The sequence below is a fragment of the Hoyosella rhizosphaerae genome (assembly GCF_014643175.1).
Lineage (GTDB): Bacteria > Actinomycetota > Actinomycetes > Mycobacteriales > Mycobacteriaceae > Lolliginicoccus > Lolliginicoccus rhizosphaerae.
Map to the genome: position 1 here is coordinate 277,519 of NZ_BMJH01000001.1, position 26,234 is coordinate 303,752.

The following is a 26,234-nucleotide window of genomic DNA, read 5'->3' on the forward strand; positions in this document are numbered from 1 at the left end:
AAGGTCGCAGTCAGCTAAGCAATCCTTCATGTAGTGCGCGTAGTACGGCGTTGGTGCGGTCCCGGGCGCCGAGTTTGAGTAGCACAGTGGACACGTGGTTTTTCACGGTGCCTTCGGCGAGGTGGAGTGCGTTGGCGATTTCACGGTTGTTCAGGCCCTCTGCGACGAGGCGGAGAACTTCGAGTTCGCGGGGGCTGAGGTCCTGAATGGGCGTCGCGCCGTTGTCGATGGGTGAGGGGCCAGTTCGAATTGCGCGTAGTAGCCGGTCGGTTATCGATGGGGCAATGAGGGTGCCGCCTCGAGCGAGAGTGTGGACTGCGTTTTTGAGTTGGTCGACTGTGACGTCTTTGAGTAGGTAGCCGCGCGCACCACGACGCAGCGCTTCGAGCACGAGGGTGTCGTCGTTGAAGGTGGTGAGAATCAGGACCGGTACGTCGATCTCTTTTTCGCGGAGCTTTTCGAGTGCCCATAGCCCGTCGAATTGGGGCATGCGTAGGTCGAGGAGCACGACGTCTGGATCCGTTTCAGTGATGACGTCGATCGCTGTTGCACCGTTGTCAGCTTCGCCAACGGCGGTGATGTCGCCAAGTTCGAGCAGGCTCCGAATGCCGTGGCGCACCAATGTTTGATCGTCGACGATGACGACTGAAATTTGCTCGCTCACGACGTGGGGATCCTGGCTGTGATGGCAAACCCGTGCTTCCCGTTCATGAGGACTGTTCCTCCGAATGCTTCGAAGCGTTCGATCATTCCGCGTAACCCGTTACCCGGCTCTGTTTGTGCCGAACCGCGCCCATCGTCTTTGGCGGCCAGAACGGTGGAGCCGTCTTTGTCACGGTAGAGGTCGATCCACAGTTCGTTGGCGTGCGCGTGACGCAAAGTATTGGTGACAATTTCGCGCACCGCGTGGAGTAGCGCTGCACTTTCGTGTTCGCCGACTTCGAGGTTGGGTGCTACATCGACTATGACATTAAGACCGGGTAGGTCCTCGACGATTCCACGAAGCGCAATATCGAGGTCCGTGGATTCGGTCCGCAGTTCACCGACGGTGGCACGCACGTCGCTGAGAAGGTCACGGGCTACGGCGTGCGCACGGTCAATGTGTTCGCGTGCGCGTTCACCTTCTCGGTGTCGGGCCGCTTCCAATTCCAGGTTGAGGACTGTCAATTGGTGCCCCATGGAGTCGTGTAGGTTTCGTGAGATTCGCAGTCGCTCGGCAGTCCGGGCGGATTCGGACAGCAAGGCGCTTGCGGCGCGAAGTTCGACGTGCGCTTCCGTGAGTTCGCGCCGTAGTCTCTGCTCCCGCAACAGTGCCAATGATGAAAGCACCGTCGCCAACTGGATTGCGAAATACAGCACCGTGACGATCACGGTTTCACTGGTTGCTACGGCGCGTTGGCTCGACACGATCCCCAGAAATGCGGTGTTGAGACCAACAATGATGAGTGCGACTCGGAAGGGCGCCAGGTAGACGCTCACCGCAGCGACCAGAATGAGCAAGATGGGCAGGAAACCCAAGGCGGGTGCCCCTGCTATAAGAACCCAGGAGCTACCGACCATAGCGGCCAGCGCGGTGTAAGTAAGCATGTGGCTGTGTTCGTACATTGCGACGAATGCGGCACCGATCATCAGAGCGAAAGCCAGCATCCACCACACGCGGGGAATCACAGGGTCCACGAGCCCCATAAGGACGGGGCCACTGACTGCGATCCCAATCGCGAGCGTTATCAGGCCGGCCCATGCATCAGGATCTATACGCCGCATTGCACCAGCCTATGCTCACGGGATTGAAGGCCGCAGGTGCCAAAAGTCATGACCCGAATCGATGACGTTTGGCACAAGCGTGCGTAACTGACGAAAACTTAGCGTCAAGTGTATGAACAGAACTATGCCCGCTATAGCGGTGGAGAATCTCCACAAGCGGTATCGATCGAAGATTGCAGTTGATGATGTTTCGCTGCGCGTTGAACAAGGCCACGTGCTTGGGATCCTCGGCGCCAATGGTGCTGGGAAAACAACGACGGTAGAGCTGATGGCTGGCTTGCGTAAGCCGGATCGGGGCACGGTGTCGGTGCTGGGTCTTGATCCGCGCCGTGACCGCGCGAAGATCCGCCAAGTGCTTGGAGTGCAATTGCAAGACGCATATCTGCATCAAGCCTTGACCGCGGCTGAGCTGGTCGAGCTGTACCGCAGCTTCTACCCCAACCCGCGTAGCGCTGACGAGACTCTCGACCTTGTAGAACTTTCCGAGCACCGTGACACGATGTTCGAGAAGCTGTCGGGAGGGCAGAAGCAGCGACTGTCGGTAGCGCTGGCCCTTGTGGGTCGTCCGCGTGTGGTCATTCTCGACGAATTGACGACGGGGCTTGACCCTCGTGCGCGCCGCAGGATGTGGTCGGCGATTGAAAAACTTCGTATCGAAGGCGTCACGTTAGTGCTTGTCAGCCACGCGATGGATGAGGTTAACCGCTTGTGTGACTCACTGGTCCTCCTGGACAAGGGGCGGATTATCGCGCAGGGAACCCCAGCTGAAGTGACGGCTCAGGCGCAGGCCGCGGACCTTGAAGAAGCCTTCGTTGCCCTGACGGGCCGGAGTTTGCAGGATGAGGAGGACCTATGACCACCACGATTGAAGTGCATCGGCCAGGATTGTGGTCGTGGGTGACGCTGATCAAATGTGAAGCGAAGATGGTGGTGCGTGATACCGCAGGTTTGGTGGTACCGATCGGGCTGCCGTTGTTGATTCTGATCATGAGCGCCTCGGCCGCAAGCGCGCAGGCGGCGGGCGATACCGGGTTAACAGGGCTGGAAGTGTATGTTTTGCCCCTTGTGTTCGCGGTTGTCATCGCGTCAATTGGGATCATCAACATGCCAAGCTTCCTTTCTTATTACCGGCGGTCAGGAATTCTGCGGAGGCTCGCTGTCACGCCTGCGTCGCCTGTGATGGTGTTGGTGGCGCAGGCTGTCGTGAGTCTGATGCAAGCCGCGCTGGGGGTAGGCGTTGCCCTCGCGGTGGCTGTTCTGTTTTTCGGCGCACAGTTTCCGGTAGCGCCGTTGACGGCAATAGGTGTGGCGCTATTGGGGCTCGGTGCGATGTATGGGGTGGGCATGATTGTGGCTGCTGTCGCGCCAACACCGAACTCGGCCGTCGCCATTGGGCTGATCGCGTTTTTTGCCGTTGGGTCACTTGGTGGGCTCTTCGGCGCGCAAGCGCTACCGGACAGTTTGGCGCGAGTCGGTGAACTCTTGCCATTTGGTGCGACGGTGCAGGCGATGGGTGACGCTTGGGTCGGTACGGCTGTCGACCCTGCTCACATCGTCAGTCTCGTTGCCACGATCATTGTTGGTGGTGTTGTCTCGGCAGCATTTTTCCGATGGGACTGACACAAGCGCTCGCCGCGGTCGGTGCGGCGGGCGCAATCCTGTTTGTCCTGGTGTTCACGGTGGATGGGTGGACCCGGCCGAATTATGACCCGGTTCGTCAGCCGGTCAGTGCACTGGCATGCGGCGCCCGCGGATGGGTTCAGACGGCGAATTTTCTGGTGTGCGGTTCGATGATCGCAGTGGGGGGAGCCGGACTGACACAGGTTTCGTGGGTTCTCGGCGTGTCCATCATTGTGTTCGGCGTCGGGTTGATTCTGTCGGGTCTATTTCCCATGGATGCGATGCGCGGTTATCCGCCAGGAACACCGGACACCACCCCGGCGACGTTTTCGCGCCGACACCAATGGCACGACCACGCTGGTGCCGTCGTGTTCTTCACCATTCCCGTGATGCCCGCGGTGGCGGTGTTTACTACCGCGTTTAGCGCTGAAATGCGAGGTGCTTCCGCCATCGTCGTGGTGCTGGCTGTGGTCCTTGTGAGCAGATTCGCTACGGCGTGGGAGAACGACGAACCCCGCGCCGGGCTGTGGCAGCGCGCTGCTTTGGCGCTGATTATGGTGTGGCTGGTGGTCGTGTGCGCGAACGTTGCACAGTAGGAGTGGTTTTGGCAGGTCAGCTCTTTAGGTACACAGGCTCTGGGTGTTGTTCAATCAGCTCATCCGGTGCGGACAGGCGCCATGCCTCGTAGACCAACTCAGATAGTTCGTCTGCATCGATCTTGTCGAGATACACGACGACCCAGCCGAATGCGCCGGCGGTGAACTGCACTTCGAAAACGTCAGGGCGTTCGGCGACGAGCGCTGTCTGCTCGATGCGGGTTTGTTTGAGACCAACGGTTCGAGTGCGGGGCCAGTAGTATCCAAATCGCTTGCCCTCCACGGTGTATGACGTGTAGTCACGGGCCTGTGACTGACCGACTCCGGCCATTGTCTTGAGCATCTGGAAGAACTGTTTCTCTGTCACCACAACCACTATTCTGCGGCACAGATGACAAACTAGTGGCGTGGTGAAACTAGGAGGGGCAGCTCGACGTTGGTGGCGAAGTTATACGCCGGTTCAGCGGGTTGCGATGTACACAGTATTGCCGTGGTATCCGTTTTTGTGGGGGATACCTGCGGTGTGGTTATCCGCAGCAAGTATTGACGCCCCGGGTCATGTTCCTGTTATCACGGCCATCGCGTTGGTGGCGATGCTGGTCCCGCTCACCATCGTGTTGCGACAGCAAATTCGGTGGCACACACATTCCGAGCCTCCGCAGTATCAACGTCTTCTTATCGCCGCTACCGTCCCTGGTGCGGCGATCTATTTTCTTGCGTTGGTGATGGCTGGGGGCCGTGGCTCAGACTGGGTTAACCTCTACCTCGCGTCGGGTTTGGCTGCTCTCGCGGTGGGGCTAGCTCCGATTTTGGTTGGTAAGCGGGCTGTGGTGGCAGGGCTGGCAGCGGCGGCGATCGCGCTGGGAGTTACCGGTGCGCCACATGCTGCGTTGGTGGCAGCTGTCGGTGTTGCGTTGGTCATCACGTTTTTTCACTCGACCTTGTGGCCACTTGATGTCATGAAACAACTCGAACAGTTACGGGTGAGAGATGCGGCCCTGTCGGTAGCGGAAGAGCGCCTGCGGTTCTCGCGTGACTTGCACGACGTGGTGGGCCGCACTTTGTCTGCTATCGCGATTAAGGCCGAGTTGGCGGCGAAACTGGCGGACCGGGGTGATGCGTCCGCGTCGGCCCACATGCGTGAGGTTGAAAGCATTGCGCATTCGTCGCTCCGCAATGTGCGAGAACTTGCACGCGGCTATCGGGCTATCGACTTAACTCAGGAGTTGCGCGGGGCACGATCGTTGCTCGAATCAGCAGGAATTGCTACGACGGTGGAGGGAACGCCTGACGCTGTGTCGACTGCGAACAGTGAAGCCGCGGCGTGGGTGGTTCGGGAAGCTACGACAAATATCCTTCGCCACGCACGGGCGCATCAATGCACAATAACCATCGACGAATCGCAAGTGGTGGTCGCCAACGATGGGCTCGCCGGGGCACCGAACATGTCGCCAGGTCTGGGGCTGACAGGTCTTCGTGAGCGACTCGCTGCGATTGGCGCTAGCCTCGACATACGGTGTGACGCCTCCACTTTCACGGTCATCGCTCGGTTTAAGGAGAACGCATGATTTCTGTCTTACTCGCCGACGATGAAAATCTCATCCGAAGCGCACTGGCAGCAATGTTGTCGCTCGAAGACGATCTCGACGTGGTTGCGGAAGCGTCGCGTGGTGACGACGCGGTAGCGAAGGCTCTTGCGTTTCGGCCTGATGTTGCTGTGTTGGACCTGCAAATGCCTGAACTCGATGGGGTAGAAGTTGCGGCGAGGTTGGCCAAAGAACTTCCGTCGTGCCGGTGCATCATCGTCACCAGCCACGCCCGCCCCGGCTACCTAAAACGGGCACTGTCGGTGGGGGCGAAAGGGTTCCTGCCAAAAACCGCGACCGGCTCTACCCTCGCCGAAGTCATCAGAAAAGTTGTGGACGGGGGCCGCTATGTTGATCCCGATTTGGCAGCCGAAGCCATCAGTGCAGGAGACAGTCCACTGACCCCGCGCGAAGCCGACGTTTTAGAGGCTGCCGCTGACGGAGCCGCTATAGAGGAAGTGGCCCGCCGCGTATCGCTTGCGGCGGGCACTACGCGAAACTATCTGTCGTCAGCTATTGCCAAACTTGGTGCTGGCAATCGGTATGAGGCCACACAACTTGCTCGTCAATTTGGCTGGATCTAACTACGGGGACCCCACTGCCACGTGGCCTTCGCGAACCACACCCCGGCAGCAATCCACACCAATGTGCTGACTACATCCAACGCCACTGCCGATAGCCCCAGACTTGCTGGCGCCTGAACTAGTTCCGCGCCCATTCCACGCGCAAGTAAGTCCGCCACCCCGGAGAAAGGTCCGAGAAGAAGCCACGATCGTACGGATTCATCGAGTAATCCCTGCAACGCCGCGACGGGAAAGCCGATGCTGACGATCAAGATGGGAATGGTGGTGAACTGCACGGACGCAGCACTGGTCGAGAATGCCCCCGTGGCGATGCCGCCGACAATGCTTAACGCTACTGTCCCGATCAGACCTGCGCCTAAGTAGAACCAGTTGGCTGGCATCGGTGCACCGATAGCGATGAAGCCGCCGATGATCAGTGCTCCAACAGCAAACCCGATGACCAAATACGGCACGACTAGTGCGGCCATCATCTGCGTGGGACCAAGTTCAGTAGCGCGCAGAACTTTGAACATTTCAGTTTCTCGGCGCACCGCGATCACGATGGCGAGCGCTGATGTCACCGATATCAGAATCAAAACCGGCCCCGTGGTGGCCAACATGGAGGCCCACGCCTCGGGTGCGCTTGAGTCGAGAGTGCTTGCGAAAATCAGCGCGCATACCGGCCCCAGGGCCAGCATCGCCAGCACCAGTTTTTGCCGGAAAGTGTGTTTCAACTCGAAGACGGACATCCGCGCGACACGCGTCGCCGGTGACAGCGGCTTGGGCGTCAGGTGTGGGGCCGAAACCTGTGCAGTGGCTACCTGTGTCATTGTGTTGCTCCTGACGATTGAGAAATCTGGTGGAAAATGTCTTCCAGCGAGGCGGGGTTTGCGCGAATCATCCCGAGTTGAGCGTCAACACGGTGGGCATCCTGAAGAAGCCAGTGGAGCGATGCCTGTTGGTCGTCTGCTTCCACGGTGACTGTGCGAGTGCCTGACTTTTCGCCGAAGGTGATGGACACACCGGGAGGTGGTGAGGGGAACCAATCGTCCGGTGCCTGCATGATCTCGGCCGTCATACGGGCTGGTCGGCTCGCAAGAACCTCATCCAACGTGCCGTCGATGGCAAGTCTGCCCTCGTGCATAATTCCGACATGATCGGCAAGGCGCTCCGCTTCTTCGAGATAGTGGGTGGTCAGCAGGACTGTGGTGCCGCCCGACTTGAGGTCGCTGATGATGTGCCACAGAGTTTTCCGTGATTCAGGGTCGAGGCCTGTGGTGGGCTCGTCGAGCACGATAAGCTCCGGGCGCCCCCACATTGCGAGTGCAAGATCAAGCCTTCGTCGCTCGCCGCCAGACAGCGTCTGCACCACAGCCTTGGTGCGGTGGTCGAGCCCCACCCGGGCGATCACTGCGTCGACATCATCGCTGCGTGACGACAGCGAAGCAAAAAGCTCGACCGTTTGCCGCACGGTGATTTCACCGAAGTGCCCGCCGGATTGCAGCACTACCCCAGCGCGTTGCCGCACCGTGTGTGGCTTACGCGATGGGTTCGCCCCAAACACGCGCAGGTTTCCGCGAGTGGGGCGGCGAAAGCCCTGCACTGTTTCCAGCGTCGTGGTTTTACCAGCGCCGTTGGTGCCGAGTAGGGCATAGCACTCACCGCGTGCGGCCTCGAAGCTTACATCGGACACAGCCTTGAAATCGCCGTAGTGGCAATCTAGGTTTTCGACTTGAACAACAATTTCGCGGGTCATGGTTCAATGCTGTCGCGTCGCAAAGCGTGTGTGTAGCACCGTATATCACGGGTTTTCAGGAGGTATTCACGTACGAGGCATGACACATGTCATGGTCCAGTGAAACCCCAGGCACGAAGATTCATCACATGAATTATGGTGGGTGTGTGGGGAGCGCAGCACGGGAGCATAAGCCAGACCGCACGCCCGGTCTTGTTCCGTTGCTGATTCTCACCGCCCTTGCATTTGCGGGGCACGCATTGCTGTTCCCGGTCGCACCCCTGTGGGTTGTCCAGCACGGCTCCGACACAGCCGGGGCAGGTGCAGTCAACGCGGTACTCATGCTGTCCACAGTGCTCACTCAGTTGGGTGTTCCCTATGCCTTACGAAGATTCGGCTGGTCGACCACGCTCATCATCGGAATGGTGTTCCTCGGAGTGCCGTCGGTGCTACACATTTTCACATCGAATCTGGAAACGGTGCTGGTCCTTGCCGCTCTTCGCGGCGTTGGGTTCGGAGTCTTAACCGTGGCGGGGGCCGCAGCAGTCGCCGAGTTAAGCGACCCCGCCCATCGCGGTAAAGCACTAGGTGCCTACGGGCTCGCCATTGCGGTGCCACAGTTTGTGCTCATTCCGCTCGCGCCGTGGGTGGCGCTCAACGTCAACTTTTGGATCGTGTTCATCGCTGGTGCCTGCCCGCTAGTGGCATTGCTAGTTGTGTTTCCGCTGTGTCGTCATGTGGGCCGGGGTGAACCGCATTCCGTTGCGGTACATGGCGAGAAAGCCCCCTTGATCAAGCGTCGACTTGTAGCGCCGATGTTGATCCTGCTGGGTGTCACTGCGGCTGCGGGAGCATTGCTGACGTTCATCCCGCAGATGACCGACTCCGGTGTGGCGGCACTCGTTGCATTGTTGGTGCTCACGGCAGCGGCGGCGTGGAGCCGGATGTGGTTCGGGGCCTTGGCCGACAGATACGGCACGGCACCATTCAAAGCGCCGCTGATCGGCGTGACGGTGGTGGGGTTGCTGATGGTGGCCGCAGCCGTAGCAACGTCTGGAACGCAACAATGGGCACTTCTGCTTGGGGGAGTCGCGCTCATCGGTACGTCCTACGGAGGCTTGCAGAATCTGACATTGCTGGATTCGTTTGTCGCCGCCGGGCCATCACGTAACAGCACAGCGAGCGCCACCTGGAATATCGGATTTGACGCAGGCACCGGCGTTGGCGCGCTCAGTGTCGGAATGATCGCAGTGCAAGGCGGATTCTCGATTGCGTTCGTGGTTATCGCCGTGCTGTCACTGCTGACGTTGCCACTAGCTCGCCAGGCACGCTAACCGTCAGATCCCTGCGAGCGCCGCAGCGGCTTCGTCTCCCTGGGCAACATCTCGTGCAGCACAACACACGAGGTCGTTGCCTGCGGCGACCGCGGCTCGAACCCGGTTGCCGGTGCTTCCGTATGTAGCAAGCGCCCCCGCTTCGATCGCATCGGAGACGATGAGGCCACGGAACCCAAGCCGCTGGCGGAGTCGACCCTGCAAGACGGCAGCTGACATTCCAGCTGGCCTGGAACCGTCGAGTGCCGGATACACAGCCCACGACGGCATCACCATGTGCACACCCGCTGCGATGGCGGCCTGGTAGGGCATTTCGTCGACGGTGCGCAGAGTGTGCTCATCAAGCGTGATGGTCACAGGGGTGACATCGGTGTTGGCTGCGGTTGGAGCGGCGCCGAGTCCAGGGAAGTGCTTGGCGCATGTGCTCACCCCCATGCTTTGGGAAGTTCGAATGAACTCTGCTGCGGCGTCGCCCACAATCCGAGTGTTGGTGCTGAAGCTGCGCTGGGTGGCATCAAGGAAATCACCGGGCCTGCGGTACACGCCAAGGACAGGGGCGAGGTTGGCATTCATTCCTGCTGCTTGAATAGTGGCGGACGCCTCCCGCCCTTGCTGTTGCGCCGCGGCGATCACATTGGGTTGGGTGCCCACTTGTTTTGCGGACAGTGTCGGCCCGCCTGGCAACCGTTTAACCGGACCGCCTTCTTGGTCAACAAAAAGCCTGAGTGAATAACCGGAGCTCAGCGCCGTCGCGGTGAGTTGTCGCGTCACCTCAGCGATGTGTCCGGTCGACGTGATGTTCTCGCTGAAGAAAATGATCCCACCGATTCCGCGGCGAACCCGGTCAAAAAGTTCAGGCGGCGGAGTAGCACCTCGGTATGAGTAGATGACGCGGCGCGCACCCACCGGTGGGCCGGAGAGCAAGTCTGAGAGCGGACCGGCGAGCGAACCAAAAGGTGATGCGTGTGCTGCAGCAGCGTGCATCGGAAGAGCGCCAGCCGCCCCAACGATTGCGGCTGTGCGGAGAAAACCTCGCCGATCCATTCCGTGGTGCCCCTTTACCGTCGTGCCTGCGCGTCGAGCCTGACGGTAGTGGATTGCGGGTCGGTCCTGGTGGTGTTGTTCGGATCTTGATGCGTTTGTGCTGAATATTGTGGCGGGCTACTGCTGCTGCCGACGGACCATTTCTTTGATCCAGATCGGCGCATACGGTGACGTGCAGTTGGGTGGAGTGGGGTAGTCCTTCAGCACCTCGAGTCGTTCACCAATGGCGATGGCACGGTTCCGATGCTCGGGGTGGTGTATACCGATCTGCGCAAGGCAGTTGTTCATCGCCCACTGCAAACGATCCGGTGCGTCCTTCATGGATGACTCAATAGTGTCGAGAAGCCCCTCAAGATTGAGACCCTCCGGCGCTTTGGTGACTCGATCTGCGGTGAGTGCCCAGCCCGCACTAGCGACCACAGCGTTCGGATCATCGAACCAGGCAACGCGCAAAGCGTCGACACCGGGATGTTTCTTCACGAGGTAGTTGACCAACCAGTCGAGTTCTTTAGGGGTCCGTGATTGGCGAAGCATGGCGTCCAACTCGTCTTGCCGAAGATCTTTCGGTCGGTAGATCAAAATCGCCAGAAGTCGCGCCGAACTGTCACCACTGTCCCACAATTGGCGTGCAAGATCCGGCTGGTTTTTCAGCCGTTTGGCCAGCGCACGAAGCTTGGTGAGATTCACACCATGATCATCGCCATGGTTCCGATTCACCTCACGAATTTTGGGGTCTTCGAGCTCAGCGAGCTCCCCAAACACTTCGCTCACAGTAGTCTGTGCCATCGAAACCTCCAGCTCGGATTACTAATTACCCTACGCGGCGACCTGAACTTCTGACGTTCGTTTGGGCGCAGAAAACATCACCTGTAATTATGCTGCTGATCTTCATCTATCCAGTTCAAAGGCATGTTTGCGGCTTACCGGACATTCCTCTCGTGTAGTTGACACGTCGTAATTTGGCGATAAAACTCATCATCAACAAATCGCTGAGCACCTCAGGGGACGCCGCATTCTTCTCGCAACTAACGGAGGCCTGTCCGTTGCATGCTCGCCAGTTCTTTCCGGCCGAAAAAGCACATCTCATTATCTCCTCGGCGTCGATTGCTGTTGCCGTGGGCGTGGTGGGTGTGGCATACGGAGCCGTTTCCGTCGAAGCAGGGTTGCCCGTTTGGTTTGCGCCACTGCTCGGAGTTCTTGTCCTTGCAGCGTCATCCGAAATGCTGTTCGTGGGTTTGCTTGCGAGCGGAGGAAGTCCCATTGTCGCAGCGGCCGCCGCACTGACGGTTAATTCGCGACACTTGCCATACGGGCTGGCCGTCTCCGACGTCGTGGGTCGTCGATGGCCCCGATACCTATGGATTCATCTCATCAACGATGAATCGGTCGCTTTCGCGGCAGCCCAGCGTTCTCAGCAATCTAGGCGTTTTGCCTACGCCTGCGTCGGCATTGGAATCCTGGTGGCGTGGCCTATCGGTGCGCTGGTTGGTTCACTTGTTGGGCAGGCGTTCGACGTCACAATTATCGGCCTAGATGCTGTCTTTCTGGCCGTCATTCTCGCCCTCGTTATTTCTGCCTTGCGTGACAGCAATACTCGCTTGGGTTTCGTGGTGGGAGTGATTGTGGCCGTGGCATGCGCTCCGTGGGTCCCAACAGGAGTTGCGCCTTTAATGGCACTTGTTGCCCTCCCGCTGATGGGAATCCGGCAGCCAACGTCTGCTCCTGAATCGCGTAATGAGGCGTCCGATGGCTGAGCTATGGGTGGTGGGGGTCGCGGGTTTAGTTCTTGCTGCGGGAACGTACGCCATGCGCGGAATTGGCCCTTTGTTGCCCGAACGATTTGTGGATTCTCCCAAAATGCGTCGGACCGTGGAGAACATAGCGATCCTGCTGCTTGTCGGAGTGATGGCGACATCCACGGTGGTCAGCGACAGCGGGTTTGCTGGCTGGGCACGATTCGCTGGTGTAGTGGTCGGGGGCATTCTCGCGTGGTTCAGGGCGCCTCTGCTGGTCGTGATCGTTGCCGCCGCATCCGTGACGGCCATCCTGCGGGGTCTGTTGCCGGTGAGTTAGCGCAAAGTAGTCCTATGGAAATGGGGGAGCGACCACCCAAAGCCGCCATCCGTTAAGCATTTCCTCGATGATCGCGTAGCGAATCCGGCAACGAGATTACAGTGGCTCTGTAGGAGGTAAACATGACAACGCAGCCGGTGTTGAGCGAACAGGAATCACAGGCGGTTCGCCGCGGAGTCCCCGATCCTGGTATTCCGCTACCGGCAATAGCGATCCCAACGGTGCTGCTGTGGACGGCTTGTATGGGGTTGTGGATCTTTACTACCTGGCTTCTTCTCGGCGCGAATGTCAGTGCCCTCATCGCGATACCGCTATACACCGTGGTCAACTTCACCATGTTTACTGTGGCCCACGATGCCACTCACCACGGGGTGAGTCGGTACACGTGGGTGAACGAACTGTTCGGCAGACTTTCCACTCCGTTCGTGGCCCTCTACGCATCATTTCCTTTGCTTCGGTTTATTCATATTGAGCATCACCGCAACACCAATGACGTGATGACGAAGGACCCGGATGCGTGGACGAGTCACGGTCCGTGGTGGCAGCTACCTGTGCGCTGGGCAACGATTGATGTCTGGTACGTCATCTTTTACCTCCGCCACGGGTTCCATTGGGGGGCTATCACCGATAAGTCGCAGCGCCCGTTCCTTCGCCGTCCCCGCGCGGAGGTTGTTGAGACGTTGGTGATGTTGTCGCTCACCGTTGTGTTGTACGGAGGGCTTATTTGGGCGGGTTTCGGCTGGTATCTGCTGGTGATGTACGTGATTCCGCAGCGTATCGCCCTGACTGCCTTGGCTTGGTGGTTCGACTGGCTCCCTCATCATGGCCTCACCGCGACCCATAAGGAAGACCGGTACAGGGCGACGCGTGTCCGCGTGGGAATGGAATGGTTGCTGACCCCCACGTTGCTCTATCAGAACTACCACCTGGTGCATCATTTGCACCCGGCGATCCCGTTTTACCGTTACATCACGGCGTGGAAAAAGAATGAAGAGCAATACCTCGACGCCAATGTCGCCATTATGAACGCCTGGGGTAAAGAGCTCACGGCATCGGAGTATCGGGCGTGGAGAAAGATTACCGAAACCGCGGCAGGGGACAACGCGGGAGATCGACACCAGTTTCAGAACCTGAAAGTTAGTGAGGTGCGACCGCTAACTGATGACTCGGTGTCGATCACCTTTAATGTCCCGCAGAACCTGAAAGAAGAGTTCCGGTTCAGCCCGGGCCAGCACCTCACGCTGGAAGTGCCCATTGACGGCAAAACACACCGTCGCACGTATTCGTTGTGTGCGTCGGCCACCTCGGATTTGGTTCGCATCGCGGTCAAACGCATACCGGATGGGGTCGTATCGCACTACTTGAACAGTCAGTTGAAGGCAGGCGACACGCTGCGTGTACTGCCGCCGTCGGGTCGATTCATTCTCAACCACACGACATCGAAAGCCCGCTATGTCGGAGTGGCGGCAGGTAGTGGAATCACACCGGTTATTTCGATGCTCGCCACAGTTCTCACAATTGACGAGGACGCTCACTTCACCTTGCTGTATGGAAACAAGTCTCGAGAGAGCACGATGTTCGCCGACGAACTGTCGATGCTTGCCCGCCAGTTTGAGGGCCGACTCACCATCACCCACTTCCTCACAAGCGGCGAGAAGCCGGAATTCCCGAGCCAGCACGAAAAAGCTGTGATGCGAAGAATCTTGCCCACCGACCTCACTGAGTTCGGCAGCGTAACCGGCTGGTACCTGTGCGGACCGCAGGAATTGATCGACAGCACTACCGATGCTTTGGAAGAGGCTGGTGTTCATCACGACAACATCCACCTGGAGTTGTTCTTTGCCAAGGCTGAACCGCATGCTGAGGTTCACGGTGTTGTCTCGTCGGTGACCGCAACGATCGACGGTGAGCTCTTCAATGGTGTGAGTTCCGGCGCAGAGACTGTCCTGGAAACAGTGCTGCAAACTGGGGGAGACGCACCCTATGCCTGCATGGGCGGGGCGTGCGGCACCTGCCGAGCAAAGCTGGTTAGCGGCGACGTGGAGATGGATATTAGCTACGCGCTCACCGAGGAAGAGGTCAACGCTGGGTACATACTTACGTGCCAGGCTAGGCCAGTAACTCACCAACTCGACGTCGACTACGACCAATAGTGTTACCGAAACCGGTGCTCTATCACTGGCGTTTCGAGGGAAGTCCCATTGATGTCGAAATACAAGTGCCGTTCCATGATTGACACCGTCACGGCGTTGCGACGTTTAACCTCGGCGACAGCGGATTCAATGAAGTCAGGAGCGAAGCTGTAAAGCGGGATGTGCTCGGCTCGGTGAATTTTTTTGCCGTCGAGCAACTCAAGCACACGGCTTGCGTCGTGGTGGGTGTAAATCGCTGCTCGGCCAGCGCGTTTGCTCCCACGGTGCACCCGATCGGAAGCGGGTGCACCAACTTCAATCCAGGCCGTCAACTGGCCAGTGAGGTCCCGCACCAGAACAGCCGGTTCGTCCGAAGTGGAGACACCTCCGTCGCTAAACGCGATGCCTTCCTGATACTCGAGGCAGTATGCAAGCATCCGCGTCACCATGAACTCGGTCGTTTCCGAGGGGTGCCGCGCTAGACGCAAGTCCAACTCTTCGTATACGCCTCGGTCGACGTCGGACAATTGCACTGTAAACGTAAACATCGTTGTACCTGAGGCCACAGCCTTAACAGTACGGGTCGTGCGGGTGCCACGGGATTCCGGTCAACACTCGCAGCCTCGCATGTGCTGAAAAATGCATGACGACAGGGGTTCCTGATCATGCATTTTTCTGCACATGTGGCCTCACCTATCCGAACGGCATCCCGAAAACTACGCCCGGGCTGGCCACCAGGAGACCCGGCCGAGCAGCAACAGTGTGGACGGAACCAGCACTGTGCGCACGATGAGAATGTCGAGCAACATCCCAATCCCCACAACAAACCCAAGTTGCGCCAGGAGATAGATTCCGCCAGCCATGAGGGCGAACATCGTCACTGCGAACACGATTCCCGCAATGGTGATCACACTTCCGGTGGCGCCAAGCGCACGAATGACGCCGAGACGCAAACCGCCGCTCGGACCTGACGCGGAGGACGACAGGGCTGATTCCTGCCGTATTCGGCTGATCACCAGCATGCTGTAGTCCGCGCCAACACCGACGAGGATGACGAACGCGATCGGGATCACCGACCAATGAAGCGATATTCCCAGCATGTGCTGCCAGACCAGCACGCCGATGCCGATTGTTGCGATGAACGAGACGAGCGCCCACACCATAATCACCAACGGGGCGACAATACTTCGCAGCATCGCCGCAAGGATGAGGGTTACGGCGGTGATCGCGATGATCGCCACGAGTGCGAAGTCGCTGTTGATCTCATCTTCGAGGTCGCTGTAGATGGACCCGAATCCTGTTGAGGAAATGTCGACGTCTGCTAGCACTGTTCCTGCTGCGGCAGCTCGGGCTGCGGACTTTATATTGTCAATTCGCTCAAATGCTTCATGCCCGAGTGTTTGCCCGTTGCTGAGGACGATCATGCGCGCTGTCTTCCCGTCGGGTGACACGAAGAACTGGCTGGCGGTAACTAGCCGTGGATCGTCAAATGCGAAGGCGGGCAGGTAGAAGCCCGAAGCTGTGCCAGTGGAGGCGCTCGCTCTCATTTGGTCGAGGTAGTTGGTAGCCGACCCAAGTCCTTCGAGTAGTTCATCCAGGGTGCCGGGCAATTCTCTTGTGCCGTCAGCGATCTGGTTGGCGCCGCCTGCGATTTGTGCCACCCCGTTTTCGAGTTCGCGAACTCCTGCGGATAGCTGGTCAAGCTGCGGCCTGACGGAACCACCGTCGAACATGGCGAGTGAACCTTCCACGCGGTTTGCGATCTGCCGCATGCTTACGGAAAGTGCCTTCATTCGATCTGCGGCGGCGTCGGCGTCGCGTCCCGTTTCGATAGTGTCGCGGAGAACCTGCGCAGTGTTTCCACCTGTGGCGGCATCAACCATTGAGAGCGCTTGCCGCACGGTGGCGCAGTGCATGTCCGAGCCGCAACTTCCGCTGCGGAGCCCTGGCCCAAATATGGTGGCGAGCAATTCGGAGGAGTCACGAATGGCGGCGGAATTGGCCGTAATTACGGTTGCGACGTCTTCGATTCCGGTGGCGAGCACGCGCATTTCGGCGAGGGCATCGTAGAGATCCATGGTGCCGCCTGACGCATTCTGGACAGCGGCCTCCACTGCATCGACGGTATCGAGTATTTCGCGGGCGACGCCGATGAGTTGGTCGGTTCCTTCGACGAGTTCTGGCATGCGTTCGCGTGCTTCGTTGCTGCCGCGGGCTAGTTCGGAGGCGCCAGCAACGAGCCTGTCGACTTCGGGCCTATCCGCGTTGATTCGGTCGCTTGCGGTGCCGAGTCCGTCGGAGATCAGTCCGGCTTGGTATCCGAGTGACGCTTCAGGCAGCGTGGTTCCATTGGGTCGAGTAATAGAACGTACTTCGTCTACGCCCTCGACTTCGGAGATGCTGCGTGCCATATGTTCGAGGGCGGCAAGATCGTCGGTTGTCCGGAGGTCATGGTCGGAACGCACGATGAGGTATTCGGGCAGTAATTCGTTGTTCGGGAAATGTTTTGCTGCAAGCTGGTACCCGGTATTGCTTTCAGAGTCGTGAGGTTGTGCGCGGAATTCGTCGAAGTTTGGTTCGTGGGTGAGGGCGACGAGGGCGAACGGGGCGAGGACGAGGACGGACAATGCGAAGGCTGGCAGTGGTTTTCGAACAACCCGTGCACCTGTGCGCCGCCAACGACGCTCAGGCCCCCGTTTGCCCGGTGGTGTGGGGCGAGGATCTGCGCGGCCATGACGTCCAAGTAGTGCGAGCAATGCTGGGCCAAGTGTGAGTGCGGCGGCGAGCGATACGACGATACCGACGGCGATTGGTGGTCCGGCGGTGCGGAAGATTCCTACCTTGGTAAAGAGCATGGCCATACATGCTGCGGCGATGGTGAGTCCTGACGCGATGATGACTGTTGCGATCCCGCCGATGGCGTCGGCTGCTGCCTCGTCGACTGTGCGGCCTGATCTTCGCGCTTCGTGGAAGCGGCCAATAATGAACACCGCGTAGTCGGTGGCGGCGCCGATAACTAGCGCTGTCATTAGCGCAGCGGTGAACATGGACATCTCGAGGATTCCGGCTTGTCCGAGGAGCCCGACGACTGGTCGGGCAGTGCCGAGGCTTACGCCGAGTAGGGCGAGCGCGATGGCGACGGTGGCGATGCGTCGGTAGGCGAAGAGCAGTGCGATGGAGATGAGGAGGACGCTAACTCCGGTGATGATGAGCATGCCGCGTTCGACTGCGTGCAGCTGATCAGAGGTGGTGGCGACTGGGCCCGTGAACTCCACTTCAAGCCCGTCAGGGCGGGGTATGGTGTCGGCCAGTTCGCGGACCGCGAATGTGGCCTGAGTGGCCTCGGTGGTGCCGTTGCCGCCGTTGAGCACCGTCATGAGTGTGACGGCTTTGCCGTCACTGCTGGTGGTCAGTTCGCGCGCTTCAGGGGATGTCTGCAGGTCAAGTATGTAGGCGACATGAGTGGGCAGGTCGATGAGGCCTTGGGCGAGTTGTTCGTAGTAGGCGCGATCCTCGGCGTCGAAGCCGTCCTCGCTAGCGAGGACGAAGAATCCGATGGCGGACGATTCCGGATTGTCGAAGTCGCGGGCCATTTGCATAAGTGCCTGGTTGGCTTCGTTGTCATCGGGGATGAATGCGGCCGAGTTTTCGGCGATGACGCGTTCAAGCTGGGGCACAGCGAGGTTTAGTCCGACGAGTGCGAAAATCCAGGCGGCGATCATCCACCGGGCGTGGCGGGCAATAAACGCGGCGAGGCGGTGAAACGGGGGACTGGTCGAGTGGGCCATCGGTTCTCCTTGGGCACATCGTCGTTGATGTGAGCTTGCACTGATATGCGCTATGAAGTAGAGCATAATAATGAGGTGCAGGAGAACTCAGTGTGGTGAGCGGCACAGTTATTGTTGGCGGTTGGAGACGGCGAATCTCGACCGTCATTGAAGCGCTGAGCTGCAGTTAAGGGCTAGCGAATCGTTCCAGAAGTAAACGGCCGTTACTGACCCCTCGGTCGCAGTAACGGCCGCACATTAGCCCCTGATGATGGTGTGAAATGTCGCTAGTCGCCAGGCGGGCGGTACTGCACATCTAGTGCAACGGCTTCGTCGATTTGTTCCGCGGTGAGTAGTGGAACAGTTTGCGACACGGCGGCGCCGGATGCGGCGGTGCGCACTGCGAGCGCTGCTGCTGCAATTTCATTTGGCACGTCGCCGATGACGATGAGATCGTCGTCGCCGAAGGCGAAGTAAAACGCCTCCACGGTTCCGCCCACACTGTGAACCATTTCAGTGATGGCGGCGCGGCGAACACTGCCGCCTTGTTCGACCAGTCCGGCGGCGCCATCCGGTGAATAGTTGACTCGCCACATGTATTTCGGCATGTCTTCTCCCGTGTGTTCCGGTTCGCTGTTATGGCTGACGATACGCGGGATTGGATTGCGGCGCGGCCATTCGGCACGGTCTGATACGGGCTACCTAGTGGTGCCTGTTTGACACTCGAGCCCGGTGGTCGGCAGCTATCTTGTGTGCGTGTTCCCAATGGCGACTCTTGCTGCATCGGGATTCAAAACCGGTGAGCATGCGTACGGCAAGTACGGCACCCCACGGTCCAATGACCCACACCGGCCATGGGTATGTGAGGCCGCCCGAGGCTAATGAGATGGCGAGCCACAATGCAATGCAGAATGCGCCGACTGAGATCCAGGTTTGTAGTTCGGCCCGCAGCCACAGTGGGGTCGTGCGTCGTCGTGGGGGTGGCGTGATCTTCGGCTGATGCTGGTGCGCATCTAGTGGCGGCAGGTCTGCAAGGACTCGATTCACCTCATCGACTGCTTGTGCCGCGTAAACGTGTGCTGTGCGCTCGTCGTATTCGGCGATGTCAATCCGGCCGTCGTTCATGTGCTTGCCAAGCAGTGCGAGAACGTGTTCCCGGTCGGCGGTGGAGGCGCGGGGGCTAGGAGTGATGTCCATAAAACTGACCTTCCACAGTGGAATGTTGTATTCTGATGATCAACCTTCCACAATGGAATGTCAAGAGGGGGATATGTGAAGAACGAAAAACCTCTCAACTCAACCGCCGCGTCGCTCCTCGGGTTCTTGCACGAAGGTCCGATGTCCGGCTGGGATCTTGTGGCCATGGCCCAAAATCGAATTGGCAGCTACTGGAGCATCACCCAAAGCCAGGTCTACAGGGAACTCGCCGCCCTCAACCGCGACGGGCTGGCCGAACGAGGTGAAACCGGTCCGCGCGACCGCACTCCGTACCGCATAACCGAGGAGGGCCGGGAAGCCTTCGCTGCGTGGGTAGCTCGCGACCCAGGACCGGAAACGATCCGCTTTCCGTTGCTTCTCTCGTTGGCGTTCGGTAACCACGTTGAGCCAGAACGACTCTCACGCATCATCGCCGCGAATCGAACAATTCATGCGGAACGACTAGCTGGCTACCTTGAAGAGGCGAAATGTCACACGGGCAACGCCTATGGTGCCGCGACGCTGGACTTCGGCATCACCTACGAACGTGCAGTACTCGACTGGTTCGACCGACTACCCGGACTGTTGGAGCGCGATTAGGGACACCACACCCTCGCCCGCCGCGCATCAGGACCTGTCAGTATTGACCCCATGGCTTCCTCGATGACACTCAATGACGGTATGGAACTTCCGTCGATAGGTTTTGGTCTGTACAAAGTGCCCGCAGATCAGACGTTCGATGTCGTTACTTCGGGAATTGAAGCGGGCTATCAGCTAATAGACGGCGGAGCCTTTTACGGCAACGAACGCGAACTCGGTGAAGCCGTACGCGAGTCTGGGCGACGAGATGAGTTGCTCGTAGCGTCTAAATTCTGGGGCGACCCTGTACAGACCTATGACCAGGTGTTGGCCGATTTCGATCAAACGGAACGTGATTTAGGGATCGGTCCGGTCGATTTCTACCTCATCCATTGGCCACGTCCAACACGGAACCAGTTTGTAGACGTCTGGCGGGCGTTTATTCGCCTGCAGGAAGAAGGGCGTGTCCGGTCGATCGGCGTCGCCAACTTCGGTGCCGCAGAACTCGGACGGTTGATGGACGAGACGGGTGTGACTCCGGCGCTCAACCAAGTCGAATCGCATCCGTGGCTGCCGCAACACGAACTGCGTGCCTTCCATGCAGAACACGACATCGTGACCCAGGCGTGGAGTCCTCTCGGGCGCGGACGCCTGCTCGACGAACCAACCCTAATTTCTATCGCCGATCGGCACGCTGTGTCAGTGGCGCAGGTGGTCTTGCGGTGGCACATTCAGATCGGTGGCGCAGCCGTTCCCAAGTCCGTCCACATACAGCGCCTTCGAGAAAATCGAGACGTTGATCGTTTCCATTTGGACGAAGAGGATATGGCGCGAATTGGTGCCCTTGAATCCGGTGTACGCACGGGAAGTTCCCCCGCTGACAAGCAGTGACGACTAACGGCGGGCGTAGAGGCAGGTCCAGGCGTGGCTTTCGACGCCCCCTTGGTGCTCTCGAATCACCGTGAAGCCGTCAGGGAGTCTGGCGCTGAGTGCACCGTGGTGTATCCGAAACGGTCGGGAAGTCATAGTTGGAGTTGAGAGTGCCTGCCAGGCAATAACACCGCCGGGCATGACGGCGTTGCAGGCAGCATCAAAAACGCTTCCGTCCCAGAAGAATGTGGCGATTACCAACGCATAGTGGTGTTCGCGGGGCTGGTAGTCACTGAGGTCTGCTTCGACGATGTCGAGATGCGATGTGAGGCCACGATTGTCAGCTTCACACCGGAGTTGGCCTAATCCGACATCGGAGATGTCCACTGCGGTGACATGTCTACCGAGGCTGGCAAGAGTCACCGCGTTTCCCGATGCACCACATGCGAGCTCAAGCACTGGTCCGTCAGAGATGCCCGCGGTGAGTACATCCGAGAGAATAGGTTGCGGCTCGAAGGTTGGTCTCTTGGATGTATAGCGAGCATTCCACCGGGCGCGATCGTTGTCGGCGGTCACAAGGGAGCCTCTCGTCAGTAGCGTTCCCGTGCTACGCGGCGATGGTGTTCGGGTATTCGAGATCAACGGTGGTGACACTGTTCCGCTCGGTGCGGCGGTGAAGTCACGCCGCACCGGCAGCACGATTACTTGGCCTCAGGTGCTTCCTTGTCGGCTTCGCCCGTGTCGGAATTTTTCTGCTCGGTGACGCCGAGTTTGTCCTGAACGACGCTGCCGCCCTGGCGAATCTGGTCACCGTATTTGCCGCCAGTTTTCTGATCAATAGTGTCTTCAGCCTTGTCGACCGCCGCACGGACTTTGTCGGGACTCTTCTGCGCGAGTCCCTTTGCTTTGTTCATCATGTCGCCAAATCCCATGTGTGCCTCCAATGTTGTTCGTTTGAGAACCTATTCCGGACCACACCGTAGTGCTTTTTGCTTTACCGCGCAGGGAGGCAGCTAGGGCCGGAGTGGCTGGCCGTCGTTGTCGGTGGAGCCGTTGATGAGGACGAGGATTCCATCCGTGACGCTCCACAACCAGCCAATTCCGCAGGTAAGAATCGCCGCGGCAAGCTGGAGGAGTCCAAGAGCGAGGCGTCCTGAGTACAAGCGGCCGACGCCTGGCAGAAAGATATTGAGGACACCCACGGCGACGCGACTTTTTGACGAATACGGTTCCTCGGTTTCAGGGTCGTATCCGAATGGCGCTCCTGGACGGCCGAAAAGGGCGTCATAGTTCTGCGTAGCTCCGGGGTGCGAGGAATCGGACACACTCGCCTCACTGGAGGGAGGCGTGCTGTCTGTGTTGTCTGATTCCTCGATGCTCACGGTTGCTAAAGCTACGTCACGAGTTCACTACCGTGAAGACTTTGGTGACCAATCCCACGGCACACAGGGGAATAGGTGCGCCGTGGGAGTAGTCCGCTACTTCTTGTACGCGGCCATGAACTGGTTTACTTCGCGGGCGGATGCACGCAGTTGTGGGTCATTGTCGAGGTAGTGCTTGGTTTCTCGCACGATGAGCCCGGACAGTAGCAGCAATCCAATGAGGTTGGGGATTGCCATGAGGCCGTTGAGGATGTCGGAGATTGTCCACACGATGGTGAGCTGCGATACAGCGCCGATAAAGACGACGCCTGTGAAGACCGCCCGATACGGCACGACGCCTCCGCGCCCGACGAGGCGTTCAACACACCGCTCGCCGTAGTACGACCAACCTAGGATTGTCGAGAACGCAAAGAACGCGATCGAAATGGCAACTATGTAGTGGCCCCACTCGCCGGGCAGGCCAGTGGAGAATGCATTCGCGGTCATGGTGCCGGAGGCTTCGCGGTCACCTTGCCACACACCAGTCGTGATGAGGACGAGCCCGGTGAACGTGACGACGATGATGGTGTCGATGAATGTTTGGGTCATGGACACCAGGCCCTGACGTACTGGGTGCGTCGTTTTTGCTGCGGCGGCGGCAATGGCAGCTGATCCCATGCCGGACTCGTTGGAGAAGATTCCGCGTGCCACACCGAGTTGTAGCGCGTAGAGGAAAGCTGAGCCGAGGAACCCGCCGACTGCGGATTGCCCAGTGAATGCTTCGGAGAAGATCATCCCAAAGGCGCCGGGGATGGCATCAGCGTTGCTGATGAGGATGAAGGTGCCGCAAGCGAGGTATAGCGCGATCATCATGGGCACGAAAGCTGCTGTGACACGACCGATGGCCTTGATACCGCCGATGAGAACAAGTCCGGTGAGGGTGAAGAGAACGAGTCCTGTAATCCAGGGTGTAACGCCGAATGTATTTTCCATTTGCGCGGCGACGGCATTGCCTTGGGTCATGTTTCCAATACCAAATGAGGCAAATACGGCAAAAATGGCAAAAAGAATACTGAGGGTGAGTCCGAATTTGTTGGGGATTCCACGGAATAGGTAGTACTGCGGGCCGCCTGATTGTTCGCCCTTGGCGTCAGTAACGCGGAAGCGAACGCCGAGGAACGCTTCGGAGTATTTGCTAGCCATACCGACGAGGGCCGTCACCCACATCCAGAACAACGCACCAGGCCCGCCAAGACCTATAGCCGCAGCTACACCCACGATATTGCCGACACCGACTGTGGCCGCGAGTGCGGTGGTGAGGGCTTGGTAGTGGGTAATGTCGCCTGTGGCTCCCTTGTCCTGACGTTCAATAAGGGCGAGCCGTAATGCGGGGATGAGTTTGCGAAACTGCAATCCGCCTAACCTAATTGTTAGGTACAACCCCGTGCCTAGGAGCAGTGGTATTAGCGCCCACGGTCCCCACACAATTCCAGCTATCGTGCCGAGCACCGATTCAAAGGTGTCGACAAACTGTTCGAAGTTTGACATTGCAGCAATGTATACGCGCTAGATCACGCCTAGTGTGCAAACTCGCCGTGGATATGAAATACCTGTGATCTCTGTGTTGAATTCTTATTACGACTCGCGAATCGATGCGGTCGTCGGCACACTTGTGGGGTGACGACAAGTGGATCTCCGCCCCATAAGCATGCGTACCTGAAGGGAACTCCTCCGCGCGCGTTTGCTCACAGGGGTTGGCACACGGGCGAATTCACGGGACTTGAGAACACCCTCACGGCGATGACAGAAGCAGTGCGTAATGGGTACTCGTACATCGAGATCGATGTTCACGCCACCAGCGATGGTGTCGTCATTGTTCTCCACGATGCGACGTTAGATCGGGTGTCGGACGTTGCTGGAAAGGTTTCGTCGATTCCATGGTCGCAGGTCCAGTCCGCGAAGGTTGGCGGTAAGGGGGCTGTCAGCACGCTCGAAGAAGTACTGGCGGCGTTGCCGTCAGCTCGTTTCAACATTGATGTGAAGACTGACTCGGCGGTGGATCCATTTGTTGACCTGATCGAACGGACACAGTCGCATGGTCGGATTTCGATTGCGTCATTTTCAACCCGCCGTCTAAGCCGCTTGCGTAGGAAGTTTCAACGCCGCGGCGGCGTCCCTGCGGCAGCGTTCTCACCTGCCGGGGTCGCAGCGGTGTGGGCCCTTTCACGGACGCCCTGGTCGCAAAAGGTTCCGCTTGGTGGCTTGCGTCGAGTTGCGTGGGGTGACATGGCCCAAGTGCCAAGGACCTACAGAGGCCGTACGCTTGTGGATGATCGTTTCGTCGCGCTCGTGCACCGGCTTGGGGCGGAAGTGCATGTCTGGACTGTCGACGACGACTCCGATATGCGCGCGTTGCTTGACATTGGGGTGGACGGAATTGTGACTGATCGGCCAGACGTATTGATCGACGTTCTTCGTGAGCGCGGTCAGTGGCAGAAACCGTAGTTTGCAGATGTCGTAGTGGAAGGTGAAGTTTGTTGCGCGGTTTATTTAAGTTAGTTTTCTCCTTGGCCGTAATCCTGGTTATCGTTGCGGCGGCAAGCGAAGCGGCGACGCGCTACTTTGTTGGCAAAGACATCCGCGACCCGTTGAGCGAGTCGTGGCAATCTTCCGTATCGACGTCGTTCGGTTTCACACCGCTACTTCCAGCGTTGCTTGACGATCGGATTGCTGATCTCTCCATTGACAGCGGCACCATTGGCACAGGGACGTTGCGGGGTTCGACTTTGTTGATCGACCTTAGTGATGTCAACATTTCAGACCGGGAGAACCCTGTCGCTGGGACTGTTGAAGTTACCGCGCAGGTCGCAACTGACACGATTTTTGAAGCAATCCAAGCCCAAGGCGGTGGAGGGGTTGCTCTCCTTCCAGGCGTCACTGTGTCCATCGACGGTGTAACCGCTCATCCTGACCGCGATGCGTTGGCGGTGGAAATGATGGGTGGTACCGCATCGGTGGATATGGTGCCGCGGATCAACGGCGGCGATGTTGTTGTCGATATTGGGCAAGCTCAGATCCTCGGATTGCCATTGCCATCGGCTATCGCTCAGGCAATCCAGGGTGGGGCAACTGAGCCTGTCGCCGCGCTACCTGATTCGTTGCGCGCCGACTCAGTTCGAGTGACGGATTATGGTGTAGAAGTGCGTCTCGTTGGTGACAACGTGCCACTGTCCGATCTGCAGTAAGCAACACAGTCAGAGAAGAATCACTGCCAGAGAAGAAACATAGTCCGAGAAACGATGTAGGTGTGATCGTGGTGCCCTCTACAAATGAGACGGTTACAGATGTGACGGTGGAGTCGGTGTTTGTGGGGACACCCGTAAACCTCGGTACGCATGGCGGGGAACGCGTGGTCAGCAGTATCGGCAAGCGCTCCGTCGCGGCGAGCACCGTCGATGTTGTACACCACAACATTGTTGGCGACGAGCAGGCTGATCTGAAGTTTCACGGCGGCCGAGACAAGGGCGTGTACATCTATCCTGCGGAGCACTACGCGGCGTGGCAGGCGGATGGTTACGACCTTAATCCCGGTGACGTGGGGGAGAACATCGCAGTTCGTGGTCTCACCGAACAAGAAGTACACGTTGGTGATCAGTGGCAATGGGGCGACGTGATCCTTGAGGTGACGCAGCCACGCGAGCCGTGTTACAAACTCGGCATGCGGGTCGGCACCAACACGATCATCGCGGACATGATTGAAACTGGTCGGTGCGGTTGGTACGCGCGCATTATCAGCCCCGGGTCCGCGCCAACACACGGAGCTTTGACGCTCCTTCGAAGTAATCCAGATCAAGTGACGATCGCGGACTTGTTCGCCATAATCTGCCGCAACGGTCGAGGGTTTACAACGGCTGAGATTAGGTCCGTCCTCAATGCTGATGACCTCGCGCCGTCCGCACGAGGCGGTGTGTTGAAGGCGTTGAAATCCGCCGAACGGCGCGAGTCACGTTAGC

General features: G+C 58.7%; 29 protein-coding genes. 14 read left to right on the top strand and 15 right to left on the bottom strand.

Going from position 1 to position 26,234, the window contains the following annotated elements; translation table 11 throughout:
* Positions 1-10: 10 nt before the first annotated feature.
* Together IEW73_RS01255 and IEW73_RS01260 are read right to left on the bottom strand one after the other, a co-directional pair.
* Positions 11-664: a response regulator gene (locus tag IEW73_RS01255; RefSeq protein ID WP_188669926.1), complete on the bottom strand. Its 654-nt coding sequence runs from the start codon at positions 662-664 to the stop codon at positions 11-13.
* The gene (locus IEW73_RS01260; protein WP_188669928.1) at positions 661-1,764 is read right to left on the bottom strand and encodes a sensor histidine kinase; all 1,104 of its coding nucleotides are present in this window, start codon (positions 1,762-1,764) and stop codon (positions 661-663) included. Before IEW73_RS01260 ends, IEW73_RS01255 begins: the two co-directional genes overlap by 4 nt.
* Positions 1,765-1,876: 112 nt before the next feature.
* Between IEW73_RS01260 and IEW73_RS01265 the strand changes: the two genes are divergently transcribed.
* The 3 genes from IEW73_RS01265 to IEW73_RS01275 are packed head-to-tail and all read left to right on the top strand — an operon-like array spanning position 1,877 to position 3,980.
* The gene (locus IEW73_RS01265; protein WP_229675635.1) at positions 1,877-2,620 is read left to right on the top strand and encodes an ABC transporter ATP-binding protein; all 744 of its coding nucleotides are present in this window, start codon (positions 1,877-1,879) and stop codon (positions 2,618-2,620) included.
* Complete coding sequence (locus IEW73_RS01270) at positions 2,617-3,384, top strand: ABC transporter permease (RefSeq protein ID WP_188669930.1); 768 nt, start codon at positions 2,617-2,619, stop codon at positions 3,382-3,384. The genes IEW73_RS01265 and IEW73_RS01270 overlap by 4 nt, the downstream gene beginning before the upstream one ends.
* A complete protein-coding gene (locus IEW73_RS01275) occupies positions 3,375-3,980 on the top strand; it encodes a DUF998 domain-containing protein (RefSeq protein ID WP_188669932.1) in 606 nt (201 codons plus the stop codon). The genes IEW73_RS01270 and IEW73_RS01275 overlap by 10 nt, the downstream gene beginning before the upstream one ends.
* 16 nt (positions 3,981-3,996) lie before the next feature.
* On the opposite strand, the gene IEW73_RS01280 is transcribed toward IEW73_RS01275, so the two are convergent.
* The gene (locus IEW73_RS01280; RefSeq protein ID WP_229675637.1) at positions 3,997-4,347 is read right to left on the bottom strand and encodes an MmcQ/YjbR family DNA-binding protein; all 351 of its coding nucleotides are present in this window, start codon (positions 4,345-4,347) and stop codon (positions 3,997-3,999) included.
* 40 nt (positions 4,348-4,387) lie between these two features.
* On the opposite strand from IEW73_RS01280, the gene IEW73_RS01285 reads away from it, so the two are divergent.
* Complete coding sequence (locus IEW73_RS01285) at positions 4,388-5,548, top strand: sensor histidine kinase (protein WP_188669934.1); 1,161 nt, start codon at positions 4,388-4,390, stop codon at positions 5,546-5,548.
* Positions 5,545-6,150 carry a response regulator transcription factor gene (locus IEW73_RS01290; protein WP_188669936.1) on the top strand — a complete coding sequence of 202 codons (606 nt, stop codon included), beginning with the start codon at positions 5,545-5,547 and terminating at the stop codon, positions 6,148-6,150. Before IEW73_RS01285 ends, IEW73_RS01290 begins: the two co-directional genes overlap by 4 nt.
* Here the strand turns inward: IEW73_RS01290 and IEW73_RS01295 are convergent.
* Together IEW73_RS01295 and IEW73_RS01300 are read right to left on the bottom strand one after the other, a co-directional pair.
* Positions 6,147-6,959 carry an ABC transporter permease gene (locus IEW73_RS01295; RefSeq protein WP_188669938.1) on the bottom strand — a complete coding sequence of 271 codons (813 nt, stop codon included), beginning with the start codon at positions 6,957-6,959 and terminating at the stop codon, positions 6,147-6,149. The two genes, IEW73_RS01290 and IEW73_RS01295, sit on opposite strands and share 4 nt — an antisense overlap.
* On the bottom strand, positions 6,956-7,885 hold the full coding sequence (locus IEW73_RS01300) for an ABC transporter ATP-binding protein (RefSeq protein WP_188669940.1): 930 nt from the start codon (positions 7,883-7,885) through the stop codon (positions 6,956-6,958). The genes IEW73_RS01295 and IEW73_RS01300 overlap by 4 nt, the downstream gene beginning before the upstream one ends.
* A 146-nt stretch (positions 7,886-8,031) precedes the next feature.
* Between IEW73_RS01300 and IEW73_RS01305 the strand changes: the two genes are divergently transcribed.
* A complete protein-coding gene (locus IEW73_RS01305; RefSeq protein ID WP_206050432.1) occupies positions 8,032-9,198 on the top strand; it encodes an MFS transporter in 1,167 nt (388 codons plus the stop codon).
* Between the two features lie 3 nt (positions 9,199-9,201).
* On the opposite strand, the gene IEW73_RS01310 is transcribed toward IEW73_RS01305, so the two are convergent.
* Positions 9,202-10,242 carry a glycoside hydrolase family 3 N-terminal domain-containing protein gene (locus IEW73_RS01310; protein WP_188669942.1) on the bottom strand — a complete coding sequence of 347 codons (1,041 nt, stop codon included), beginning with the start codon at positions 10,240-10,242 and terminating at the stop codon, positions 9,202-9,204.
* A 117-nt stretch (positions 10,243-10,359) separates the two neighbouring features.
* Positions 10,360-11,028, bottom strand: coding sequence for a DNA alkylation repair protein (locus tag IEW73_RS01315; RefSeq protein WP_188669944.1), 669 nt, complete (start codon positions 11,026-11,028; stop codon positions 10,360-10,362).
* A 158-nt stretch (positions 11,029-11,186) separates the two neighbouring features.
* Here IEW73_RS01315 and IEW73_RS01320 point away from each other — a divergent pair, with 158 nt between their 5' ends.
* From IEW73_RS01320 to IEW73_RS01330, 3 genes are all read left to right on the top strand, one after another.
* Entirely contained in the window at positions 11,187-11,996 is an 810-nt protein-coding gene (locus tag IEW73_RS01320) for an AzlC family ABC transporter permease (RefSeq protein WP_229675638.1), read from the top strand.
* On the top strand, positions 11,989-12,315 hold the full coding sequence (locus IEW73_RS01325; RefSeq protein WP_188669946.1) for an AzlD domain-containing protein: 327 nt from the start codon (positions 11,989-11,991) through the stop codon (positions 12,313-12,315). The genes IEW73_RS01320 and IEW73_RS01325 overlap by 8 nt, the downstream gene beginning before the upstream one ends.
* Positions 12,316-12,437: 122 nt before the next feature.
* A complete protein-coding gene (locus tag IEW73_RS01330; protein ID WP_188669948.1) occupies positions 12,438-14,468 on the top strand; it encodes a fatty acid desaturase in 2,031 nt (676 codons plus the stop codon).
* A gap of 2 nt (positions 14,469-14,470) precedes the next feature.
* Here IEW73_RS01330 and IEW73_RS01335 read toward each other — a convergent pair whose 3' ends face one another.
* The 4 genes from IEW73_RS01335 to IEW73_RS01350 form a co-directional block, all read right to left on the bottom strand.
* A complete protein-coding gene (locus IEW73_RS01335; RefSeq protein WP_188669950.1) occupies positions 14,471-15,013 on the bottom strand; it encodes a YaeQ family protein in 543 nt (180 codons plus the stop codon).
* Between the two features lie 150 nt (positions 15,014-15,163).
* Positions 15,164-18,235, bottom strand: a complete 3,072-nt coding sequence (locus IEW73_RS01340) for an MMPL family transporter (protein ID WP_188669952.1) — start codon at positions 18,233-18,235, stop codon at positions 15,164-15,166.
* 266 nt (positions 18,236-18,501) lie between these two features.
* Positions 18,502-18,822, bottom strand: a complete 321-nt coding sequence (locus IEW73_RS01345; RefSeq protein ID WP_188669954.1) for a GYD domain-containing protein — start codon at positions 18,820-18,822, stop codon at positions 18,502-18,504.
* Between the two features lie 94 nt (positions 18,823-18,916).
* Positions 18,917-19,411 carry a DUF1707 SHOCT-like domain-containing protein gene (locus tag IEW73_RS01350; RefSeq protein ID WP_188669956.1) on the bottom strand — a complete coding sequence of 165 codons (495 nt, stop codon included), beginning with the start codon at positions 19,409-19,411 and terminating at the stop codon, positions 18,917-18,919.
* Positions 19,412-19,468: 57 nt separating this feature from the next.
* On the opposite strand from IEW73_RS01350, the gene IEW73_RS01355 reads away from it, so the two are divergent.
* Both IEW73_RS01355 and IEW73_RS01360 read left to right on the top strand, forming a co-directional pair.
* Positions 19,469-20,011 (top strand): PadR family transcriptional regulator, encoded by a 543-nt coding sequence (locus tag IEW73_RS01355; protein ID WP_188669958.1) that lies wholly within the window; start codon positions 19,469-19,471, stop codon positions 20,009-20,011.
* 51 nt (positions 20,012-20,062) lie between these two features.
* Complete coding sequence (locus tag IEW73_RS01360) at positions 20,063-20,881, top strand: aldo/keto reductase (RefSeq protein ID WP_188669960.1); 819 nt, start codon at positions 20,063-20,065, stop codon at positions 20,879-20,881.
* Between the two features lie 3 nt (positions 20,882-20,884).
* Here the strand turns inward: IEW73_RS01360 and IEW73_RS01365 are convergent, their stop codons facing one another.
* The 4 genes from IEW73_RS01365 to IEW73_RS01380 all read right to left on the bottom strand — a co-directional run bounded on the left by IEW73_RS01365 (position 20,885) and on the right by IEW73_RS01380 (position 23,769).
* Positions 20,885-21,436 (bottom strand): class I SAM-dependent methyltransferase, encoded by a 552-nt coding sequence (locus tag IEW73_RS01365; protein WP_229675642.1) that lies wholly within the window; start codon positions 21,434-21,436, stop codon positions 20,885-20,887.
* A gap of 125 nt (positions 21,437-21,561) precedes the next feature.
* Positions 21,562-21,792: an antitoxin gene (locus IEW73_RS01370; protein ID WP_188669962.1), complete on the bottom strand. Its 231-nt coding sequence runs from the start codon at positions 21,790-21,792 to the stop codon at positions 21,562-21,564.
* 81 nt (positions 21,793-21,873) lie between these two features.
* The gene (locus tag IEW73_RS01375) at positions 21,874-22,185 is read right to left on the bottom strand and encodes an NINE protein (protein WP_229675644.1); all 312 of its coding nucleotides are present in this window, start codon (positions 22,183-22,185) and stop codon (positions 21,874-21,876) included.
* Positions 22,186-22,338: 153 nt separating this feature from the next.
* On the bottom strand, positions 22,339-23,769 hold the full coding sequence (locus IEW73_RS01380; protein WP_188669966.1) for an alanine/glycine:cation symporter family protein: 1,431 nt from the start codon (positions 23,767-23,769) through the stop codon (positions 22,339-22,341).
* 129 nt (positions 23,770-23,898) lie between these two features.
* Here IEW73_RS01380 and IEW73_RS01385 point away from each other — a divergent pair, with 129 nt between their 5' ends.
* The 3 genes from IEW73_RS01385 (at position 23,899) to IEW73_RS01395 (ending at position 26,233) form a co-directional block, all read left to right on the top strand.
* A complete protein-coding gene (locus IEW73_RS01385) occupies positions 23,899-24,726 on the top strand; it encodes a glycerophosphodiester phosphodiesterase family protein (protein ID WP_206050431.1) in 828 nt (275 codons plus the stop codon).
* A 32-nt stretch (positions 24,727-24,758) separates the two neighbouring features.
* Positions 24,759-25,466 (top strand): hypothetical protein, encoded by a 708-nt coding sequence (locus tag IEW73_RS01390; protein ID WP_188669968.1) that lies wholly within the window; start codon positions 24,759-24,761, stop codon positions 25,464-25,466.
* 68 nt (positions 25,467-25,534) lie between these two features.
* A complete protein-coding gene (locus tag IEW73_RS01395) occupies positions 25,535-26,233 on the top strand; it encodes an MOSC domain-containing protein (protein WP_188669970.1) in 699 nt (232 codons plus the stop codon).
* The last annotated feature ends 1 nt before the right edge of the window (position 26,234 follow it).

Excerpts from the sequence above, each read along its gene's own strand:
- IEW73_RS01260 (WP_188669928.1), bottom strand. The coding sequence starts at position 1,764 with ATGCGGCGTATAGATCCTGATGCATGGGCCGGCCTGATAACGCTCGCG.
- IEW73_RS01265 (WP_229675635.1), top strand. The coding sequence starts at position 1,877 with ATGAACAGAACTATGCCCGCTATAGCGGTGGAGAATCTCCACAAGCGG.
- IEW73_RS01270 (WP_188669930.1), top strand. The coding sequence starts at position 2,617 with ATGACCACCACGATTGAAGTGCATCGGCCAGGATTGTGGTCGTGGGTG.
- IEW73_RS01275 (WP_188669932.1), top strand. The coding sequence starts at position 3,375 with ATGGGACTGACACAAGCGCTCGCCGCGGTCGGTGCGGCGGGCGCAATC.
- IEW73_RS01290 (WP_188669936.1), top strand. The coding sequence starts at position 5,545 with ATGATTTCTGTCTTACTCGCCGACGATGAAAATCTCATCCGAAGCGCA.
- IEW73_RS01295 (WP_188669938.1), bottom strand. The coding sequence starts at position 6,959 with ATGACACAGGTAGCCACTGCACAGGTTTCGGCCCCACACCTGACGCCC.
- IEW73_RS01300 (WP_188669940.1), bottom strand. The coding sequence starts at position 7,885 with ATGACCCGCGAAATTGTTGTTCAAGTCGAAAACCTAGATTGCCACTAC.
- IEW73_RS01310 (WP_188669942.1), bottom strand. The coding sequence starts at position 10,242 with ATGGATCGGCGAGGTTTTCTCCGCACAGCCGCAATCGTTGGGGCGGCT.
- IEW73_RS01315 (WP_188669944.1), bottom strand. The coding sequence starts at position 11,028 with ATGGCACAGACTACTGTGAGCGAAGTGTTTGGGGAGCTCGCTGAGCTC.
- IEW73_RS01325 (WP_188669946.1), top strand. The coding sequence starts at position 11,989 with ATGGCTGAGCTATGGGTGGTGGGGGTCGCGGGTTTAGTTCTTGCTGCG.
- IEW73_RS01330 (WP_188669948.1), top strand. The coding sequence starts at position 12,438 with ATGACAACGCAGCCGGTGTTGAGCGAACAGGAATCACAGGCGGTTCGC.
- IEW73_RS01340 (WP_188669952.1), bottom strand. The coding sequence starts at position 18,235 with ATGGCCCACTCGACCAGTCCCCCGTTTCACCGCCTCGCCGCGTTTATT.
- IEW73_RS01345 (WP_188669954.1), bottom strand. The coding sequence starts at position 18,822 with ATGCCGAAATACATGTGGCGAGTCAACTATTCACCGGATGGCGCCGCC.
- IEW73_RS01350 (WP_188669956.1), bottom strand. The coding sequence starts at position 19,411 with ATGGACATCACTCCTAGCCCCCGCGCCTCCACCGCCGACCGGGAACAC.
- IEW73_RS01355 (WP_188669958.1), top strand. The coding sequence starts at position 19,469 with ATGTCAAGAGGGGGATATGTGAAGAACGAAAAACCTCTCAACTCAACC.
- IEW73_RS01360 (WP_188669960.1), top strand. The coding sequence starts at position 20,063 with ATGGCTTCCTCGATGACACTCAATGACGGTATGGAACTTCCGTCGATA.
- IEW73_RS01370 (WP_188669962.1), bottom strand. The coding sequence starts at position 21,792 with ATGGGATTTGGCGACATGATGAACAAAGCAAAGGGACTCGCGCAGAAG.
- IEW73_RS01380 (WP_188669966.1), bottom strand. The coding sequence starts at position 23,769 with ATGTCAAACTTCGAACAGTTTGTCGACACCTTTGAATCGGTGCTCGGC.